Source organism: Pseudomonas silesiensis, assembly GCF_001661075.1.
In the GTDB taxonomy this organism is placed as follows: domain Bacteria; phylum Pseudomonadota; class Gammaproteobacteria; order Pseudomonadales; family Pseudomonadaceae; genus Aquipseudomonas; species Aquipseudomonas silesiensis.
The window spans coordinates 5,499,058-5,517,477 of sequence record NZ_CP014870.1; the positions used below are offsets into that span (position 1 = coordinate 5,499,058).

The 18,420-nt window shown below is 59.6% G+C and carries 18 protein-coding genes; 7 read left to right on the plus strand and 11 right to left on the minus strand.

Going from position 1 to position 18,420, the window contains the following annotated elements; all coding sequences use genetic code 11:
* Positions 1-123: 123 nt before the first annotated feature.
* From PMA3_RS24410 to PMA3_RS24430, 5 genes are all read left to right on the plus strand, one after another.
* Complete coding sequence (locus PMA3_RS24410) at positions 124-831, plus strand: response regulator transcription factor (protein WP_064679589.1); 708 nt, start codon at positions 124-126, stop codon at positions 829-831.
* Positions 832-839: 8 nt separating this feature from the next.
* Positions 840-2,360, plus strand: coding sequence for a sensor histidine kinase (locus PMA3_RS24415; protein ID WP_064680798.1), 1,521 nt, complete (start codon positions 840-842; stop codon positions 2,358-2,360).
* 217 nt (positions 2,361-2,577) lie between these two features.
* Positions 2,578-3,123, plus strand: a complete 546-nt coding sequence (locus PMA3_RS24420) for a hypothetical protein (protein WP_064679590.1) — start codon at positions 2,578-2,580, stop codon at positions 3,121-3,123.
* A gap of 181 nt (positions 3,124-3,304) precedes the next feature.
* Positions 3,305-4,009 (plus strand): hypothetical protein, encoded by a 705-nt coding sequence (locus tag PMA3_RS24425; RefSeq protein ID WP_064679591.1) that lies wholly within the window; start codon positions 3,305-3,307, stop codon positions 4,007-4,009.
* 234 nt (positions 4,010-4,243) lie between these two features.
* The gene (locus tag PMA3_RS24430; protein WP_064679592.1) at positions 4,244-5,674 is read left to right on the plus strand and encodes an aminotransferase-like domain-containing protein; all 1,431 of its coding nucleotides are present in this window, start codon (positions 4,244-4,246) and stop codon (positions 5,672-5,674) included.
* Positions 5,675-5,828: 154 nt separating this feature from the next.
* Here PMA3_RS24430 and PMA3_RS24435 read toward each other — a convergent pair whose 3' ends face one another.
* The 10 genes from PMA3_RS24435 to PMA3_RS24480 all read right to left on the minus strand — a co-directional run bounded on the left by PMA3_RS24435 (position 5,829) and on the right by PMA3_RS24480 (position 15,118).
* Positions 5,829-6,629, minus strand: coding sequence for an N-acyl homoserine lactonase family protein (locus PMA3_RS24435; RefSeq protein ID WP_064679593.1), 801 nt, complete (start codon positions 6,627-6,629; stop codon positions 5,829-5,831).
* Positions 6,630-6,643: 14 nt separating this feature from the next.
* Positions 6,644-7,603 carry a diiron oxygenase gene (locus PMA3_RS24440; protein WP_064679594.1) on the minus strand — a complete coding sequence of 320 codons (960 nt, stop codon included), beginning with the start codon at positions 7,601-7,603 and terminating at the stop codon, positions 6,644-6,646.
* A 67-nt stretch (positions 7,604-7,670) separates the two neighbouring features.
* Entirely contained in the window at positions 7,671-8,429 is a 759-nt protein-coding gene (locus PMA3_RS24445) for a TauD/TfdA family dioxygenase (protein ID WP_064679595.1), read from the minus strand.
* 21 nt (positions 8,430-8,450) lie between these two features.
* On the minus strand, positions 8,451-9,323 hold the full coding sequence (locus tag PMA3_RS24450) for a branched-chain amino acid aminotransferase (protein WP_064679596.1): 873 nt from the start codon (positions 9,321-9,323) through the stop codon (positions 8,451-8,453).
* A 24-nt stretch (positions 9,324-9,347) separates the two neighbouring features.
* Entirely contained in the window at positions 9,348-10,688 is a 1,341-nt protein-coding gene (locus tag PMA3_RS24455) for a KamA family radical SAM protein (RefSeq protein WP_064679597.1), read from the minus strand.
* A gap of 42 nt (positions 10,689-10,730) precedes the next feature.
* Complete coding sequence (yfcF, locus tag PMA3_RS24460) at positions 10,731-11,378, minus strand: glutathione transferase (RefSeq protein ID WP_064679598.1); 648 nt, start codon at positions 11,376-11,378, stop codon at positions 10,731-10,733.
* Between the two features lie 227 nt (positions 11,379-11,605).
* Positions 11,606-12,067, minus strand: a complete 462-nt coding sequence (locus PMA3_RS24465; protein ID WP_064679599.1) for a cupin domain-containing protein — start codon at positions 12,065-12,067, stop codon at positions 11,606-11,608.
* Positions 12,068-12,151: 84 nt separating this feature from the next.
* Positions 12,152-12,646 carry a RidA family protein gene (locus PMA3_RS24470; RefSeq protein WP_064679600.1) on the minus strand — a complete coding sequence of 165 codons (495 nt, stop codon included), beginning with the start codon at positions 12,644-12,646 and terminating at the stop codon, positions 12,152-12,154.
* A gap of 48 nt (positions 12,647-12,694) precedes the next feature.
* On the minus strand, positions 12,695-13,975 hold the full coding sequence (locus PMA3_RS24475) for an ATP-grasp domain-containing protein (protein ID WP_064679601.1): 1,281 nt from the start codon (positions 13,973-13,975) through the stop codon (positions 12,695-12,697).
* Positions 13,976-14,017: 42 nt separating this feature from the next.
* Positions 14,018-15,118, minus strand: a complete 1,101-nt coding sequence (locus tag PMA3_RS24480; protein WP_064679602.1) for an MFS transporter — start codon at positions 15,116-15,118, stop codon at positions 14,018-14,020.
* A 150-nt stretch (positions 15,119-15,268) separates the two neighbouring features.
* Here PMA3_RS24480 and PMA3_RS24485 point away from each other — a divergent pair, with 150 nt between their 5' ends.
* Complete coding sequence (locus PMA3_RS24485; protein ID WP_064679603.1) at positions 15,269-16,678, plus strand: aminotransferase-like domain-containing protein; 1,410 nt, start codon at positions 15,269-15,271, stop codon at positions 16,676-16,678.
* 15 nt (positions 16,679-16,693) lie between these two features.
* Here PMA3_RS24485 and PMA3_RS24490 read toward each other — a convergent pair whose 3' ends face one another.
* Complete coding sequence (locus PMA3_RS24490) at positions 16,694-17,461, minus strand: AraC family transcriptional regulator (RefSeq protein ID WP_064679604.1); 768 nt, start codon at positions 17,459-17,461, stop codon at positions 16,694-16,696.
* 112 nt (positions 17,462-17,573) lie between these two features.
* Between PMA3_RS24490 and PMA3_RS24495 the strand changes: the two genes are divergently transcribed.
* Entirely contained in the window at positions 17,574-18,389 is an 816-nt protein-coding gene (locus PMA3_RS24495; RefSeq protein ID WP_064679605.1) for a sulfite exporter TauE/SafE family protein, read from the plus strand.
* The last annotated feature ends 31 nt before the right edge of the window (positions 18,390-18,420 follow it).

Consider the following 18,420-nt stretch of genomic DNA (forward strand, 5'->3'; position numbering starts at 1 on the left):
ACATGGAACACAGCGTAGGCTTGGTTTGATCGCCGAATCCTCACGCAGAGTTAAACAATTCGTGATAACTCCAGACGAGGAAAAACCGCACAATGCACCTATTGCGCCGAAGGGTTGAGATTGATGGAACAAACCAAACGGGTCCTCGTGGTTGAGGATGACCTGCACATCGCCGACCTTATCTGCCTGCATCTGCGCGATGAGCAGTTCGAGGTGGTGCACTGCGCCGATGGCGACGAGGGCATGCGCCTGCTGCAGCAAGGAAGCTGGGATGCGCTGATCCTCGACCTGATGCTGCCGGGAGTCGACGGCCTGGAAATCTGCCGCCGCGCCCGCGCCATGGCCCGCTATACACCGATCATCATCACCAGTGCGCGTTCGAGCGAAGTCCATCGGATTCTCGGCCTCGAACTCGGTGCCGACGACTATCTGGCCAAACCTTTTTCCATCCTTGAGCTGGTCGCCCGGGTCAAAGCCCTGCTGCGACGGGTCGACGCCATGGCCCGCAACCTGAAGATGGACGCCGGCAGCCTGCTTGTCGACGGCCTGGCCATCGACCCGATTACGCGCGAGGCGTCCCTTAAGGGCACCCGCCTGGACCTCACGCCACGGGAGTTCGACCTGTTGTATTTCTTCGCCCGCCAGCCCGGCAAAGTGTTCTCGCGCATGGAATTGCTCGACGCCGTATGGGGTTATAGCCACGAAGGCTACGAGCACACGGTCAACACGCACATCAACCGCCTGCGTGGGAAAATCGAGAAGGAGAATCAACCACCGGCACGCATCCTCACGGTGTGGGGTCGTGGCTACAAGTTCGCGGCGAAGGAGTAATGGCGCTCATGAGGCTGACCCTGACGCAACGCCTGTCCCTGGTGTTCGCCGTGCTGTTGATGCTGTGTTGCGGCACCTCGGCATGGCTGCAGGTGCGCTCCAGCCAGATGCATGAACTGGAGGTGGTGCAGGGTTTGTCGCGCAATCTGGCGCAGCATATTGCCCACGACACGGTGCTGATGGATGCGAATGGCCTGATGCCCGATGCCGTGCGCGAGCTTTTCGGCAAACTGATGCAAGTCAACCCTAGCGTCGAGGTCTATCTGCTGGACACCGAAGGCACGATTGTCGGCAGCGCGGCACCCGAGGGGCGGATACGCCGGCAGCAGGTCGACCTGGCGCCGATCCAGCGTCTGCTCAGGGGAAATGCCTTGCCGATTCTCGGCGATGACCCGCGCAGCGCCGATGGCCGCAAGGTGTTCAGCGCCGCGCCGTTGCAGGTCAACGGTAAACCGGCCGGCTACCTGTATGTGGTGTTGCTCGGCGAAGAGCGCGACCGCCTTGCCGAACAGGGCGCCACCAGCGCAGCGCTCAATACCGCCCTGTTGTCCATCGCGCTGGTGGCGCTGCTATGCCTGATCGCCGGCCTCACGGCTTTCGCCCTGATCACCCGCCCCTTGCGACGTTTGACCGAGACAGTCAGCCAGTTCGACATCGACGCAGTACCGGTCTCACCAACCGCGCCCGCCCCGGTAGAAAAAGCTGCCAGCCACGATGAAATCGCGGTCCTCGACGCCGCCTTCCGGCAGATGCAGGCACGCCTCAGCGAACAATGGCGCTCACTGACCCGCCAGGATCAGGAACGCCGCGAACTGGTGGCCAATATCTCCCACGACCTGCGCACGCCCTTGGCCTCGCTCCACGGCTACCTGGAAACCCTGTCGCTCAAGGATGCCACCCTGTCCCCCACCGACCGTCGCCGCTACCTGGGCATCGCCCTGGATCAAAGCCGCAAGGTCGGCGGCCTGGCGCAGTCGCTACTGGAACTGGTGCGCCTGGAACACGGCTTCGTGCAACCGGTGCTGGAGTGTTTCTCCCTGACCGATCTGGTGCAGGATATTTTCCAGAAGTTCGAACTGACGGCCGAGGCGCGCCGGGTCGAACTCAAAGCCAGCTTTACCCCCAATGTGTCGACCGCCTGCGCCGACCTGGGGTTGATCGAACGAGTGCTCACCAACCTGTTCGACAACGCACTGCGACATACCCCACCCGGTGGAGAAATCGAACTCAGCCTGCGGCCTCACGGGTCCTTGGTCGAAGTCACCGTCAGCGATACCGGCCCCGGCATTGCACCTGAACTGCGCGAGGGCCTGTTCCTGCGTCCGTTCAATATGGGGGGCGCGCGGCGCGATGGCGGGCTTGGGTTGCGCATCGTCCATCGGATCCTGCAGTTGCACGGTCGCGACATTCAGCTGATCGACAGTCCCGGAAGAGGCGCGAGCTTTCGCTTTTCGCTGGCGATGGATGAGCGAACCGCGTCCGCCATGGCGGTGCACTCAATGAACCTGAATACACCGGGACAAGCGTGAAGGACCGTGGCGCCTGCATCGTTGTAATTTGAAAGAACGTGCCCCTCTTCAATCAAAAAAAATCCCTCAAACTGTCAACTTTGACAGTATCACGCCCCTGAAAACCCACGTTCAATGGCAAGTGACAGCTGTGGCCCGATGAGGGCAGTAAGCACAACGCTTCGAACTGCCCCCATCCGCTTCGTTCTCTGCATCTCTTCCACAAGGAAGCGGCAAAATGCTCAACACCCTGCAAAACACCCCGCTGTGGGTCTACGCAATATTTCTGCTGCTGTGTTACTTCGGCACCAGGGCCCTCTACCCAACCCGCGAAAGTAAAACATCGTTGTTGATCACTCCGCCGATTTTGCTCGGCTGGTCGCTGTATTCGCTGGGACTGACCATCAATCCGCTGCTATCGATCAGTTGCTGGATGGCCGCGGTGATGTTCGGCAGCATTGTCGCGCTGGTGATTTTTTCCCGCGAAGGGGTCGAGCTGGATAACACGGGAACCGGGTTGATCCTGCCGGGCACACTCAATACCCTGGTGCTCTATCTGATGTTTTTTGCCGTCAGTTACTACTTTGGCTACGCAGCCGAGGTTGACCCGGACCATGCGGCGACGCTTCCGATGGTGCTGCTCAAGGCCTGTGCGTCAGGCCTTGCCTGTGGTTTGTTTTGCGGACGTTCGGCGAGGTTCTATCAGATTTTCCTGTCCCTGAAGACGGCTCCCCTTGCAGGAGCGAGCTCCGGACGGCGTTCCGACGAGGGTCGTCAACGATGACGTTACAGGCCTGACACCCCGCGGTGTTCTCAGGTTTTTCGCGAACGAGCTCGCTCCTGCAGGGGTATCCGCTCGCCTATTCATCCGTGACAACGCAGCGCAGGTCCAATAGATTAGGCGACCTGAAAAGGCCCTGTGCTTTCTCGCCTCAACCCAAGTTAAAAGAAGTAGTGAAATTTCAATGTCCGATTCCAACACCGCTGAATCCGTAGTCACCTTGTCGTCCAAAGCGGAATACGAAAACTCCATCAATCTTTCACAGCATGTACCCCAGGCCAAAACCATCAGCGAAATGGTCCTGGACGCGTTCCAGTCCACCCGGGAAAGCGACCAGATCCGCGAGCTGCGCGCCGCGATTCGCCAGGCTCACGACCGTTTCGACGACGACAAAGCCTACGAACTGATGGGCGAACTCAAGCAACTCAAGGACGCCGAAGCCGCCGATATCGCGGCCCTGGAAGACCTGAGCAGCAAATTCCCGATCAGCCGGATTCTCTCCAGCTTCAAGGACGATCCGGCCTTCCAGGAAATCGTCTATGGCCTGGCGCTGAAGGTGCTGAACCAGACTCACCAGGCCATCAGCAACCCGACCAGTGGCAAGAGCAAGGCAGCCCGGGCCAAGAAAGAAGGCGAAGTGTTCACCATCAGCAAGGACGGCGTAAGCGTCACGCTGCCGTTGCGCACCCCGCGTTCGCGTCTGAACGTAGACCGTAAAGCCCTGGAGTTCCTGGGCCTGACCTTCGTCGGCGAAGGCGATGAGGCAGAGCTGGAAAACGAGACCTTCCTGGACAATGCCGGGGCCGAGCAAGCGGTCAACCGTAAAAACATCATCACCGCGCTTCAGCAGCAAACCGCGTTCGATGGTTACAGCATCGCCGCCCAGTAACACCCCCTGCCAGCGGCGCTTCAGACGCCGCCGAGCCAAGAGCCTCACCCAGGAGCCCCGCCCTAGAGCGGGGCTTTTTATTGCCCGCGACTCCAGCAAAAGCACGATTACTCTCTCAGTATCGACACCAGAAAAAACACTTCCCTTAACCCTTGAACACCACGGGTCCGCCTGCGGGGAGCGTCAACTCACTTTCCAGCCCAAGACTTCAGTGGTGCGATTGCTGAGGTCATCATGCACACGCCCCCCTTGTACCGTCAGTTAGCCGACCACTACCTCGATGCGATCCGCAGCGGCACCTTGAAAACCGGGGAACGGTTCCCCTCCATTCGGCTGATGATGGAAAAACACGCCGTCAGCCTGTCGACCGCGGTTCAGGTCTGCCGGGAACTGGAGGACTGCGGCGTGCTGGAAGCCCGTCCGCGCTCCGGCAACTACATTCGCCAGCCTGACGACTTGCCCAAGCCTGGCGCTCTCCCCCCTCCCGCGCCCGTCGACACCGATGTGTATGTCGGCATCCACGAAAAGGTGTCGTGGGTACTCAGGGCCAGCCAGCGTGCGACGATCAAGGTCAACTTCGCCAGTGCCTACTGCGCCCCGGAACTTTATCCGCTGAAGACGTTGCAGGACCATATGATCAAGGCGCTGCGCCAGAATCAGCATCTGCTCGGCGCGCAAGGGCCGAACTGCGGTCACAGCGCATTGCGTAACATCCTTGCCCGCCGGGCGCTGACCGCCAAGGCCAACCTCCCCGCAGAGCGGATTGTCATCACCAACGGTGCGACCGAAGCGCTCAACCTGGCCTTGCGCGCAGTGACCCGACCCGGCGACACCGTGGCCGTGGAATCGCCGACCTTTTACGGCCTGTTGCAAATTCTCGAAAGCTTGAACCTGCGGGTGCTGGAGATCCCGGCGACGGCGCATGCCGGGATCAATCTGCTGGCCCTCGAACAACTCTTGCAAGGCGCCGAGCGAATCCAGGCGCTGATCGTCACTCCCAACCTGCAAAACCCGTTGGGCAGCATCATGCCCGACGCCAACAAGTCCCGGCTGGTGCAGCTGTGTGCGCAGCACACTACCGTGCTGATCGAAGACGACACCTATGGCGACCTGGTGGATACCGAACAGCCGTTGTCCACGCTCAAACACTGGGACCGTACCGACAACGTGATCTATTGCGCGTCGCTGAACAAAACCCTGGCACCGGGCATGCGCCTGGGCTGGATCAGTGCGGGAAAATGGCACGAGCGCGTGGAAATGCTCAAGCACACCCAGTCCCGTGGTTGCGAAGCCTTGTCGCAACTGGCGGTCAGTGCGTTCATGAAGACTCCGTCCTACGAACGTTACCTGCGCCGCTTGAGGAAAATCCTGACGCAACAACGCCAGCAGATGAGCGCGGGGATCGCCCGTTACTTTCCCCCGGGCACCTGCGTGACCACCCCACAGGGCGGGACATTGCTGTGGGTGGAACTGCCCCGCCACCACTCGTCCCTGGCGCTTTTCCATGAAGGGCTGAAGGCAGGCATCCAGATTTCACCTGGGGATATCTTTTCCAATACCAGACGCTTCGATCACTTTGTGCGCATTGGTTGCGGCGCGCCGTATTCACCCAAGATCGACGAAGCACTGGCGACCCTCGGCCAATTACTGAAAAACCAGGGCTAAGCAATTCCTGTGGGAGCGTGGCTTGCCCGCGATGGCGGCGTATCAGATACATTAGTGCTGGATGTGCTGACGTCATCGCGGGCAAGCCACGCTCCCACAGGGAATTGTCAGTGAACAAAAATCGGTGTTCGACCGCTCCCACCGGGGTGAATCGTCAAGCTGGGCGTTGGTGCAGACAGATGATGTGCGGATCATCACTCCAGCGTGGGAAACGTTCGGCGATCAGCGGGTCGTGGCCAGGAATGACGTGGTCTTCGCTGTCGGCCAGACGATCGATTTCGATGAACGCTTCCAGCGTCTGCGACAGATCATCCAGGATCGGAAACGGACTGCGCTGGCGGATATTGGCCCACAAATGCGCAGCATCCGAAGCCAGGACAATCCATCCCCGTTCGGTGTTCACCCGCACCACCTGGCTACCCGGCGTATGCCCGCCCACCGGGTGCAAGGTCACCCCGGGAATCACCTCGACAACACCGTTATGCAAACGCATCCGCCCTTCGAACAGCGGTGGCAGCGCCGACATCACATCATCGACCTCGTAGGTTTTGTTTACCGTGCGATGGGCCATTTTCGGCCCGGTACAGAAGCGCAATTCCGCTTCCTGCAGATGCACGGTGGCCTTCGGAAACAGCCCGAGGTTACCGGCGTGGTCCCAATGCAAATGGGTGAGGATCAGGTTGTCCACATGCGCCGGATCGATGTCCAGCTGGCGCAGGGACTCTTCCGGCAGGCGATACATCTGACGGTTGCGCCGATCCGCCGTGGCCGGTTGAAAACAGGTGTCGACCACAATCACCTGCTGCGCGTTTCGGATGACCCAGAAGTAGTAATCCAGCGGCATGGATGCATCGGGATCACCGCAGCAGGCATCGTAGAGAAAATTCTCCCGGGCGGTGCGCTGGGCATTGGCGCCGACACGGATGGCGAACACTTCGTACACGGGAACGGACATATTCACCTCCTGATTCAAGCCGCCGCGGGGGCGTTGAGAGTCGGACGAAAATCGAAATCGATCTCGTCGCTGATGCCCAGGTCCTGGGCCAGACGATGCAGGCCGCTGTAGTCACGCATGATCGTGGCGTTCTTGTTGCTCTCCCGGGTGTCGGCCATGATCAGCGCGGCGTCCTCGACCCCGAGCTGCGTCAGAATCGCCTCCCACATCGAGTAGTCCTGGGCGACAAAGGCACTCAGCGCTACCGACAAGGTCTGTGCGAAAAACGTCCGCTGAACCGGCTGCATGTTGGCGTACATGACCTTGGCCACTTCGGCGAGAATCTTGCTGTGGGCATACTCGTCGCGATTATGCAGTTCGGCCACCCGACGGTTTTGCGGCTGAATGCTCTGATCATCGGCCAGCAAATCCAGGTAGGCGTTGACGCTGATCTCGGCCACCACTGCAAAGGTGATCGCCGCCAGATCCCGTTGCCATTGCTCGGGCAGTTCTTCATGCAGGGCAAGCAGGCGCAGGTAGGTCACCGACGGCGGCAAGTCCAGATCCTGATCCAGTGCACGTTCCTCCCTGGTTCGCTCAATGGCCCGCAGGTGCATGAGCGTGTGGTAGTGCTCGTCGATCAGTGTCTGCTGCATGGCCTCGCGAAAATGCCAGTCGTTCTTGCCCAGGTATTGATTGGCAATGACGCTCAGCGCCGGGTTCACCACATGTTCTTCGGCGGTCACCGTGCGCAGGTTGTAGCCGATCCAGCCCCAGGTCACCACGGTGCTCTTGAGCTCATCGCTCAGGGCCTGGAACTTCGGATGATGGAAAAACGGCACCATGGACTCGGGATAATCCGGACGCGTCGGATCGAACGCTTCGCTGGCCCCGGCCTTGTCCGGTGCACACACCGTGGCTCTTTTGGTCCAGGCCTGATTGAGCCGCACGACCAGTTGATGATCGACCTTGGCGATCTCGATTGCTGTTTGCATGACGCGATACCTGTAGGACGCGTACCCGCCAAGGGGTACGCAAAAGGAATAATGGGGGACGGATGAATCAGGCCAGCCAGTAGCGGGTCAGGTTGCGCGCGGGGTCAGTGTATCGACTGCGGGCGTGGATCATTCGCCAGTTGTCCCAAATCAGCATGCACCCGTCGGGAATCAGCACCGGGGTGTTGTGCTGCACGAAATACGCTTCGCCCAGGATCGCGAACCTGGCCAGCGGCGAAGAACTGTTCGCGACCTTCGATTGCTGCAGATCCTCCCTGGAAGGGTTCACGTCGCCGTAGTGGAACTGGTTGTAGCTGAAGCGGAAAATGTCCCCGTCTTCGGTAGGCGTCAGGATGTATTCCTTGACCCGCCGCTGTGCCGCCTCGCCGGGTTTGGCGGTGGCGACGAATTCGACAGGGGTGTCGTCGATCCACTCGCGCAGTTCGGGATCGGTACGTTCGAGGTGCGCCAGCAACTCGTATCCGTCCACCAACCCCGTATGCCCGCCACCGCACGTGGCCTGTCGATGACAATGCAACGCCAGGTAGCGCGGGGGCGGCCCATAGACCGGCGCTTCGGTGTGCGGGCCGATCCCGTTCATGCTCTGGGAATACGGCAAGTCTTCGTACCCCGGCTTGCGGGTGATGGCGAAGGCGGTCTGCCCATTGAATTGCGGAATGACCGGGCCGAACTCATGCAGCGTGCCGAGCACATCGTAGGCGAATTCGTCCGGCGTCAGCACCGTCCAGCCGCGCGCAGACAACTCCTCATGGCGGTGGCCCAGTGAAACGTAAGGTGTAGACGCAACAATCCCTTGATCTGACATGGTGAGGTTCCTGGTTGTTTATCAGGCGTTGACGGTTGAGGTGTAAGCGGCAATGAAGTCGCGGCAGGCGCGGCCCGGTCGATAACGCTGCTGATCGATGCTTTGCACCGGGGTGATTTCGGCGGCAGTACCGGTAAGAAAACACTCGTCGAAGTCACCAAGCTCCGTAGGAAGAATGGTGCGTTCGATGACCTGGTAATCCAGTGCCCGGGCCAGCTCGATGACGGTCTGGCGGGTGATGCCGTTGAGGAAGCAATCCGGCAGCGGTGTGTGCAGTGTCCGGTCTTTGACGAAGAACACATTGGCGCTGGTGGCCTCGGCGACGTGGCCCCGCCAGTCGAGCATCAGCGCATCGTGAAAGCCGTTGTTTTCCGCGTCGTGCTTGCTCAGTGTGGCAATCTGGTAATGCCCGGACGCCTTGGCTTCGAAGGGGCTGCAGCTCGGAGGTGGACGGCGCCACTCGGCGGTCTTCAAACGGATGCCGGCCATGTGCCCGGCCGGGTCGAAGTAGTTCGGCCACTGCCAGCAGGCAATCGCCACATGCACCCGATTGAAGCGCGCCGAGGTGGAAATCATTTCACTGCCGCGCCACGCCACCGGGCGCAAATAACCCTCGACCACGCTGTTGCGTTGCAGCAGTTCGACACTGGCCGCTTCCAGCTCGGCCAGCTCATAGGGAATGACAAAATCCATCAATTGCGCCGAGCGGTACAACCGCTCGCTGTGTTCACGCAGTTTGAAAATCTTGCCGTTGTAGACGCGCTCGCCCTCATACACCGTGCTGGCGTAATGCAGACCGTGGGTCAGCACATGCAGCCGCGCCTGGGACCACTCGACGAACTCGCCGTCGAGCCAGATAAACCCTTCTCGCTGATCAAACGCAATACCGCTCATATCCCTATCTCCTGAAGAATCGTCCTACGCTGTCTCGAGCAGGACCGGTATCAATTCGGGCGCTGCCACAGGCTCCGGCTGAAAGAAGAACGAGCGCTCGCCAAACGCCGGCCTCAAGTCGTCGAACCAGGTCGCCTGCGCATCGAATCGCGCATAGAAGGTGCGCAACACCCATTGCGGGTTACGGGCCTGGAGGAACTGCAACACGAAGACCTTTTCCCCGGCCACGGTTTCGATGCCGTTGATCAACACCTTGCCGTAGAAGGTGCTCATGGACGGCCCGCGCACCGTGCGGGCCAGCCCGGAGACCGTGCGATAGGCCGCCTGGAAAATCTCGAACGCCCGGGCCAGCGGCATCGCGAAGTAATGGCTGGGCCCGGTGTCGCGCTCGACGAACATGTAATAAGGCACGGCCCCCAGCCGCACGCCTTCGGTCCAGAGCGCCGCCCAATCCGCAGGGTTCTCGTTGATGTGCCGGATCACCGGCGCCTGCATGCGCAGAGTGGCCCCGGTGGAGCGAATGCGTTCGACGGCCTGGCGGGCAATCTCCTGGCGGATTTCCACCGGGTGGCTGTAATGCCCCATGATCGACAGGTTTTTCCCCGCCGCGACAATCCGTCTGAACAGTTCGAGCAGCTCGGGCGCATCCTTGTCGCTGACAAAGCGTTGCGGCCAATACGCCACGGACTTGGTGCCGATGCGAATGCTTTTCAGGGCAGGCAATTGCAGCAACGGTTCGATGTAGCCGGCCAGCGAGCGCGTATTCATGATCATCGGATCGCCGCCGGTGATCAGCACATCGGTGACCTCGGGGTGCACCCGCAGGTAGCTCACCAGCTCCTGGGATTCACGGGCATTGAACTTGAGCTCTTCCTCACCGATGAACTGCGCCCAGCGGAAACAGAAGGTGCAGTACGCGTGACACGTCTGACCGGCACCGGGGAAAAACAGCACGGTCTCGCGGTACTTGTGCTGAATGCCCGACAGGACTTTTCCGTCGAGGGTCACGCCGTTGTGTGTCAGTTGCCCGGCCGGATGGGGGTTCATGCGCAGCCAGATCGCCTCGATCCGGCGCTTGATGGCGACGGCGTCATCCTGCTCGATCAGTTGCTTGAGCGAGGCGTACTCGTCCGGCAACAACATGTCCTTGTGGGGAAAGGTCATGCGAAAAATCGGATCGTCAGGGATGTTGTTCCAGTCGATCAGCGTGCTCAGCACGTATTCATTGGTGCGAAACGGCATGACCCTGGCGACCACGGTCATGGCCTCTTGCAGCGCTGGCGTCAGTTTCTGCCAGTACGGCGTGTCGCGGATGGTGCGTGAATTATAGGGTTTGTATCTTTCCTGCTCCGACAGTCCCTGCATGGCAGCGCTCCTGGTGATTGCCTGGCGGTGGCTTTGGACATTTCAGGGTGCGATGGCCGGCGCTACGCGCGCCATGTCCATCCACGCCCGAACGCTGTCGCGATCCCATTGGCGGCGCACATACGCCGCGAGTCGCGCAGGCACCTGATCGCCATTGGCGAGCAGACGGTTGAGCATGATTGCCAGGTCGGTGTCGGCAATGCTCCAGTCGCCGAACAGGTGATCGGCGCCCTCTTCCAGCAACCGGTCAGCCACGAAGAACAATCTGCCGACAGCGGCCAGGGCCTCGTCGGACAGCGGGTTATCTTTTTTGCCGAAGTAGATGAGGTCCGCCGGACGCTCCTTGCGTATCACCAGCAGATCGCTGCGCAGCCAGGCCTGGAGTTGACGAGCGCGGGCGCGCTGCCTGATGTCCAGCGGGAATAATTTGTTATGCCCCGGTATAACTTCCTCCAGGTATTCGGCAATGGCCGAAGATTCCGACAGGGCAAAACCTTCGTGAACCAAGGTGGGAATCTTGCAAGTCAGCGATACATCACGATAACTGGCCTGATAGTTTTCTCGCGCCTTTAAATCCAGCGTGACAAGATCAAATGAAAGTTGCTTTTCTTTTAGCGCCACAAATGCCGACATTGCAAAAGCACTGACAAAATCCGCGCCAACATACAGTTTAAACCTGGTACTTTCCATAGAACGCTCCCTTGCATCAAGCCCATTAATCCGTTGCCTTGGAAGTTATCCTAGTTAGTTGCCCAGGCGCTGAACAGATACAGAAATTCTCTGTTTCTATCGATACAGAAACTCGAAAATACGGATGACCGGGAGGATTCGGCTGGGGCAGCAAAAAAGAAAAAGGGAGTCAGCAAATGCGGACTCCCTTTTTGTGAAGCAGAGGGAAAATGACGGCGGGCGGGTGATCAGGCCATGGCTGAACCGGCGAGCAGTTCCATCTGCGGCATGTTGCTCATGTTCAGCATGGCCAGCGGTTCGGTGGCGCTGGTGTTGACGAAGCCGTGGCGGGTCCAGGCCGGCACCAGCAACACGTCGCCGGTGCTGACGCCCACTTCATCGGCCTCGCCCAGGGTCAACGCGCCGCTGCCGGACTGTATGATGAACAGGTGCCACCAGGCATGAACGTGGCCGTTCAACACCGTACCGGGTTTCAACCATTGCATGGACACCGCCATGCCCGGCGTGAGCTTGCAACCTTCGATAGTTCTTTCATGGGCCAGCGCGACAATATCGACTTCGCTGCTCTCGAGACTCTGGCGCACCCCTGCAAGTTCGGCCGCCTTCCATACCCGTGCACTGGCCGGCGGCTGGTGCAAACTCTGGCGAAAGTCCTTATATGAAAAAAACGCACCTTGAACGTTATTCATCCGCGAGTTCCAACTTGTTTGGTCGACTTGAATGACCGAACCTTAGGCCAACCCCTCAGGACTGTAAAGCCGCCGACCCCATACTTATAACACCGAGGGTCTCAGGGCTGCGATCATGTCAACTTCCACCGCGGCATTCTTTGGCAATTGATAAACACCCACAGTCGTTCGAGTATGTTTACCGGCGTCCCCCAGGACATGGCTGAATACATCCGACGCACCGTTGGCCACTTCGCTCAGGTCTACAAAATCCGCCGTGGATTTCACATAGACCGTTATCCGTATCAGCGACTTGATCTTATCCAGCGAACCAATGGCGTCGACTATCAGCGCCAGCCCGCGCATCGCGCTGATACTGGCGGCCGATTGCGCATCCGTCAGGCTGAGCTCCAGCCCGACTCTGCCCGGATACTGCATCTTTCCGTTCATGCGCGGCACCAGGCCACTGACGTACAGTTCGTCATGATGCCGAACCAGCGGAGCATAATGCCCACCGGCGGTGTTCTCGCCATAGATGTCGTAGCCGAGTTCTTTTGCCAGGGCGATGAAACGTTCATCACAGCTCATGTGCTCAATCATTTACCAACCCTCATGCTCAATAATGCAAACAACATCGATGCCGACGGCTCAGCCCACCGCTCTCGACGGCGCTGCCAGGCAGGTGACCTCGACGCGTGACTCGATCGCTTCTGCCAAACGCAGCAGATTGGCACTGAGCTGCCCGTAGTCCTCGCTGAACAACACGATGTGGCCGATGAACGAGGTGTTGTCTTTCACCAATGCCGTTACCGAATCCGTGAGGCGCTTGGCGTACACCGCTTCCACCAGCTTGATATCGAGTTCCCGGGCCAGGGACTCGATGTCCGGCACGTAGCGCAACAGACCGCCGGCCGGGGCGCGGAGCAGACGAATACCGCAAAAGCCCCGGGCGACGGGGTCGTGATGGTCGGTCTTGCCCTCCACCGCCCATCGAACCCAGCGCTCCCAGGGGTCGAAGTCGACAAAGGCCAGGCGGGCCAGGTCCCAGATGTGCATGCCGCCAGGGCGCATGTTGGTTTCCACCGCCGAGGTCAGGCCGTCGCTGCGCAGGAAAATTTCGTTGTGGTAAGCGCCGTTATCCAGCGAAACCAGGCCGGACATATGCTGGCCGGCTGCCGCCAGGCGCGCCTGCACCTCAGTCGTCAAGGGTGCGGGCACCACTTGCTGGATTTCCGCGCGATAGGCACCTTCGGTGGTAGTTTTCTCGGTCACCCAGGTGCTGCCGGCCACGTAGTCCCAGCTGTATTCCCGGGCGTTCTGGATCAGTTCTTCGAGGACGATGCCACCTTCGCGGTAGGGCTTGAGCGCCAGCCACGCCTCATCGCATTCGGACGGATGACGGATGACCCGGCAGCCTCTGCTCGCGCCTTCGCAAGCAGGCTTGATGAAGGCTCGGCCGCCGAGCTCGACGACCCGCTGGCGCAATTCGCCCAGGCTTTCGATCCGGGCGGAAAACACCGGTCGGTAGTGATCTGGCGACGTACGCGCCGTCGCTTCCAGATGGCGAAAAATCTGTTTATCCAGCCCCGCCCGAGCCGCGCCGGGGGTGATGCCGGGCAAGCCGTAGTAGGTCGCCAGCGCCGCGCCCAGCAGCACGCCACGATCGGAAAAGGGCAGCACCCCGATCAACTTCCAGCGGTCTGCTGCCAGGCAGCCCGCCACCAGTTCGAGCGAGTCCGCCACATCGTCCGGCGCCAGGGAGGTGCAACACACGTGATCCGCCACCTGATCGTCATCCGGCTGAATCTGCTCGACCAGCAAAATCAACCGCGCGTTATAGCGCTTTCGGCAAAGGTCGCGCAGCTTCTGGATATCGTGAACCCGATTGCCGTTGTACCCGACCACTACCACGCAAGACGTCGTATTCATGAAACACCCGACCAGTGAAGAAAAAAACGGACACGCGATGACTCAGTCCTGCAGCGACGCGTTGGATTTACGGTTGAGCCAGTACCAGGCCAGAATCCCGCCCGCGCCGATGGCGGCCAGCACCAGGGCGTTGTACGGCGCCGGCACAACCCGCATGATCAGCACCGTCAGGCCGGCACCGACGCCCAGGGATACTTCCTTGACGAACATGTTGTTCTGCTTGACCGAGAAGTAATCGAGGTAGCTGAACGCACATTCGGCGACGGACAGCAGCGCCACCCAGATCAACGCGCCAACCAGGGTCTCGACGTGGAAGGCGGCCGGGGACGACAGCACGGCGAAGCCGCCGATGATGATCCCGATCACCGCCACCACCTTGAAGCGCCCGGTGCGTTCGATCAGCTTCATCACCGGCACCTGGGCAAATACCACCACCGCGCTGTTGAGGATCAGCATCAAGCCGTACCAGGCCGGCAACTCACCGGTCTCGAGCAGGATCGCCTGGGGCAGGATCGAGAACACGCCAAACAGCTTGATCCCCATGATGATGCCGGCAATCGCCCATGGCAGTTTATTGCGCCAGCCACTGCCGTCGTGGGTTGCCGGACGGGCCACGGCCGATTCGGTGGTGAAGGTGGCGCCCATGGCGATGGGCAGGCACAGCAGGACGAAACTCGCGGCGCCAAGGAAAAACATGGTCGGAGTCAGCAGCGGCGACAGCAGGATCAGCCCCGCCAGCAGGCTGCCCATGTTCATGGCGACCCGGTTGTAGGCCGCACCTTCCTTGGTCTGGGCCGCTTCGCTCTTGATCAGGTAACCGGCGATGGCGATGCCATAGGCAAACAACGCCGCGGCGAACATCACCATGCCCTGATTGCTGGTCACCGCCAACAGCACCAGCCCGAGGGCGGCGCACAACAGCGTGACGCTCAGGGAGCGACGGCCGAGCACCAGCAACGTCAGGGGCAAAAGCAACAACAAGGCCCGATAACCGAGGGCGAGAATGCTGTTGGTGGCGGTGTCGAGCCACACGTTGGCCTTGCCCAGCACGGCAAACAGCGACACGGCGGTGATGATCCTGATCGTGAACAGGCGGATGTTGATCACCGGTTTGGCGACGGCGACCGTTGTTTGAACACTCATGCAACACCTCTGGAACCAGGCGATCGCCAGGGCCAAAAGGCGCCGACAATCCGGAAAGTCTGTAAGGTGATGGTAGAGATGAAGGCTTGTTCTGATCAGGGCAAGTTCGTATAGAATCAAACGAACTTTACTGTCGGAGAGACCAGTAAAATGCAGGTTCAACGCGCAGTCATCGCCGCCATCGAATTCCAGCCCGGCGCACCGCTGGTGCAGCAGATCGTCGATCAACTGACCGCTGCGATCAGCCAGGGCGGCCTGCCCCACGGCTCCAGGCTGCCGCCGATTCGCGAACTCTCCGATATGATGAACGTCGGCAAGTCCACGGTGGTCGATGCCCTGGACCGCTTGCGGGCCAAGGGATTGGTGGTGTCACGCCAGGGGTCGGGGCATTACGTGCACCGCTCCAGCATCCCGACCCAGACCGATGCCGGCCCCGACCTGCAACCTCAAGACACACTCAGCGTGGTCCGCCGCGCGGTGTTGCTGGACAATGGCGCGCTACGCCCTGGCGCCGGTTTCCTGCCTTCCTCGTGGTTGCCGGCCGACGAGTTGCTTAAAGCCGTGCGCGGCACCCTGCGCGCAGCCTCCCTGCGTATGGGCGAATATGGCGTTGCCGGCGGCTACCTGCCGCTGCGCGAGGCGTTGCGGGTGAAGCTGTCGACCCACGGCATCGAAGTCCCGGTGGACCAGATCATCACCACGGCCAACACCGTGCAGGCCATCGACATGCTGATGCGCCTGCTGCTCAAGCCCGGCGACACGGTGCTGCTCGACGACCCCTGTTACTTCACCATGCACGCCAACCTGGCCTTGCACGGTGCCAAGGTCATCACCATTCCCCGGGATTGCGACGGCATGGACCTGGACGCCTTCGAGCAATTGCTGATCGCCCATCGTCCCGTTCTCTACATGACCAACAGTACCCTGCACAACCCGACCGGGCACTCATTCTCCCCCGCGCAGGTTTATCGCCTGCTGGAGTTGAGCCATCGTTACGGTTTCCACATCCTCGAAGACGACTTGTATTGCGACATGCAGCAACGCATGACGCCACGCCTGGCAGCGGGTGGCCTGGATAATGTCAGTTACGTGTCCGGTTTCTCCAAGACCCTGACGGCTAACAGTCGGGTCAGCTATGCGGTGCTTTCGCCACAACTGGCCGCACGGATGATCACCCTGAAAATGACCTGTGGCGGCATGACGTCGGAACTGGCGGAGCAGATTATCTGCACGATGCTCAGTGATGGCAGCTACGCCAAACATACCCGGCGCACGGTGGATCGGCTTTACGAGTCCAGCAGCCGGGTGACCAGCTGGCTGCTGGAGGCCGGTTGCTCGGTGTCATCGCTGCCCCATGAAGGGTTGTTTATCTGGACGCGTTTGCCGGAAGGGCATCATGCCGAAACTTTAGCGAGGAAAGGTCTGGAGATCGATCTGGTGCTCGCACCCGGCACGTTGCTCAGTAAGGCGCCGGATGCGAGCCACTACCTGCGCTTCAACGTCGCTCACAGCGATAACACCCAGGTGCGCGAGCGGTTCTTGCGATTGCTCGACAGCTGACACCCCCTGTCGACGCTAGAGATTGTCCAGATAGGCTGTTGGTGATTGCCCCAATATTCTACGAAACATTGTTGAAAACGCAGCAGGGCTTTCATACCCAAAATCAAGGGCTATCCGTGTAATGGACGCTCCGGCGGACAACCTTGCCAATGCAAGGACAACGCAGGCACGCTGACGCCACTGACCGAAGCTCATCGTAGTCTGCTCGCGGAACAGACGGCTGAACGAGCGCTCACTCATATATAGGTCACGCGCCCAGTCTTGCGGCGATTGATGAATGTCGGGCACCTGAAGAAATGCCTGGCAACGGGACAATAAACGCGGATCAATCGGTAGCGGGATATGAAAAGGTAATTCTGTGGCCCGGGCCAATTCATGTAGCAAAAGACTCATCAACGCGCCATCCCGGCCCTGTTCTTCATATTCAAGCGGCACGTCTACGGACTCCATCAGCAACTGGCGCAGCAACGGTGAGACGCTGATGACCTGGCAGTCGGTTCTGGTTGAAGGAATGGAAGCGGGTTCAATATAGAGGCTTCTGGTACTCACCCCAAAGTACAGCACCTCATGCGCAACCTGCGGCGGAATCCACACTGCACGCTGGGGTGGAACGATCCAGTTGCCACCCTTTGTCACGACCTTCATTACCCCTTTGGCGCCATAGAGGAGCTGTGCGCGCCGATGAGTATGGCTGGGGTGCAAAAATCCATCGGGATAGTCGGATCCGATGGCAACAACGGAGCGAGGGGTAGCATCCAGCACGTGGATCGGAATGTTTCGCATGGGATGTCTTATCAGAAAGTGGCCGAAACTCAAACATAGTTGGCTCGAATGCTCAAGCCGCTCGCAATCGAGTGACCTATCTTACGCCGCGATTCTTATTGGATTAAGCGTAATGAGCTATATTCTGCTGGGTTTTTTTGGTTGTTTTGCAGGCGTCACCACCGTTTTATTCGGATTTGGGGGCGGTTTTGTAATAGTGCCTGTCCTCTATCGGGTTTTGTTAGCCATGCATGGTGCCGATGACATGATCGCCCAGTCAGCAATGCATATTGCTGTGGCTACCTCTACCTGCGTCATGATCGTGAATGCATCCATCAGTACAAGAAAACATGCGCGTTCCGGTACTCTATTAATGCCCTATCTGTGGCCTCTTGCCGGGTACATTGGTCTCGGGGCAATTGCCGGAGCTATTACCGCGGAACTGTTTGATAGCGAAATGTTACGCATGGCATTCGTTATATATTTAGCGATTACTATTGTTGATTGCCTGTTTCGCCGCGGTTTCATTGAGCAAATAGCAAATAACCAACCCAAAGGGCTAAGCAAACTCGCCACGATACCGGGCGGCATGAGCATTGGAGCCATTGCAACCGTCCTCGGGGTCGGCGGCAGTGTCATGACGGTTCCCTTGCTTCGGCGCTGCGGCTTGAGTATGACTCAGGCCACCTCAATGGCCAATCCACTTAGTTTACCGGTAGCGCTGGCAGGAACAGTGACATACATACTGGTAGCGGAAGTTGGAGGTTACGACTTTGGAGCCGGATACCTCGGGTATGTCGATCTTCTCGCGTTTGCTATATTAACGCTGGGGGCTGTGTTTGGCATCCGGCTGGCGACCCCATTGATCGGGAAGACGCCGGATCGAATTCACGCGATTGTGTATATAAGTCTCCTCGTGCTTGTCCTGTTGAGCATGGTATTTAAGTAATGTAATTACACGCTCCGAACATTTAACGTCG

What these genes read in the sequence shown, in the direction of transcription:
- PMA3_RS24410 (WP_064679589.1), top strand. Translation starts at nt 124, where the DNA reads ATGGAACAAACCAAACGGGTCCTCGTGGTTGAGGATGACCTGCACATC.
- PMA3_RS24415 (WP_064680798.1), top strand. Translation starts at nt 840, where the DNA reads ATGAGGCTGACCCTGACGCAACGCCTGTCCCTGGTGTTCGCCGTGCTG.
- PMA3_RS24420 (WP_064679590.1), top strand. Translation starts at nt 2,578, where the DNA reads ATGCTCAACACCCTGCAAAACACCCCGCTGTGGGTCTACGCAATATTT.
- PMA3_RS24425 (WP_064679591.1), top strand. Translation starts at nt 3,305, where the DNA reads ATGTCCGATTCCAACACCGCTGAATCCGTAGTCACCTTGTCGTCCAAA.
- PMA3_RS24430 (WP_064679592.1), top strand. Translation starts at nt 4,244, where the DNA reads ATGCACACGCCCCCCTTGTACCGTCAGTTAGCCGACCACTACCTCGAT.
- PMA3_RS24435 (WP_064679593.1), bottom strand. Translation starts at nt 6,629, where the DNA reads ATGTCCGTTCCCGTGTACGAAGTGTTCGCCATCCGTGTCGGCGCCAAT.
- PMA3_RS24440 (WP_064679594.1), bottom strand. Translation starts at nt 7,603, where the DNA reads ATGCAAACAGCAATCGAGATCGCCAAGGTCGATCATCAACTGGTCGTG.
- PMA3_RS24445 (WP_064679595.1), bottom strand. Translation starts at nt 8,429, where the DNA reads ATGTCAGATCAAGGGATTGTTGCGTCTACACCTTACGTTTCACTGGGC.
- PMA3_RS24450 (WP_064679596.1), bottom strand. Translation starts at nt 9,323, where the DNA reads ATGAGCGGTATTGCGTTTGATCAGCGAGAAGGGTTTATCTGGCTCGAC.
- PMA3_RS24455 (WP_064679597.1), bottom strand. Translation starts at nt 10,688, where the DNA reads ATGCAGGGACTGTCGGAGCAGGAAAGATACAAACCCTATAATTCACGC.
- yfcF (WP_064679598.1), bottom strand. Translation starts at nt 11,378, where the DNA reads ATGGAAAGTACCAGGTTTAAACTGTATGTTGGCGCGGATTTTGTCAGT.
- PMA3_RS24465 (WP_064679599.1), bottom strand. Translation starts at nt 12,067, where the DNA reads ATGAATAACGTTCAAGGTGCGTTTTTTTCATATAAGGACTTTCGCCAG.
- PMA3_RS24470 (WP_064679600.1), bottom strand. Translation starts at nt 12,646, where the DNA reads ATGATTGAGCACATGAGCTGTGATGAACGTTTCATCGCCCTGGCAAAA.
- PMA3_RS24475 (WP_064679601.1), bottom strand. Translation starts at nt 13,975, where the DNA reads ATGAATACGACGTCTTGCGTGGTAGTGGTCGGGTACAACGGCAATCGG.
- PMA3_RS24480 (WP_064679602.1), bottom strand. Translation starts at nt 15,118, where the DNA reads ATGAGTGTTCAAACAACGGTCGCCGTCGCCAAACCGGTGATCAACATC.
- PMA3_RS24485 (WP_064679603.1), top strand. Translation starts at nt 15,269, where the DNA reads ATGCAGGTTCAACGCGCAGTCATCGCCGCCATCGAATTCCAGCCCGGC.
- PMA3_RS24490 (WP_064679604.1), bottom strand. Translation starts at nt 17,461, where the DNA reads ATGCGAAACATTCCGATCCACGTGCTGGATGCTACCCCTCGCTCCGTT.
- PMA3_RS24495 (WP_064679605.1), top strand. Translation starts at nt 17,574, where the DNA reads ATGAGCTATATTCTGCTGGGTTTTTTTGGTTGTTTTGCAGGCGTCACC.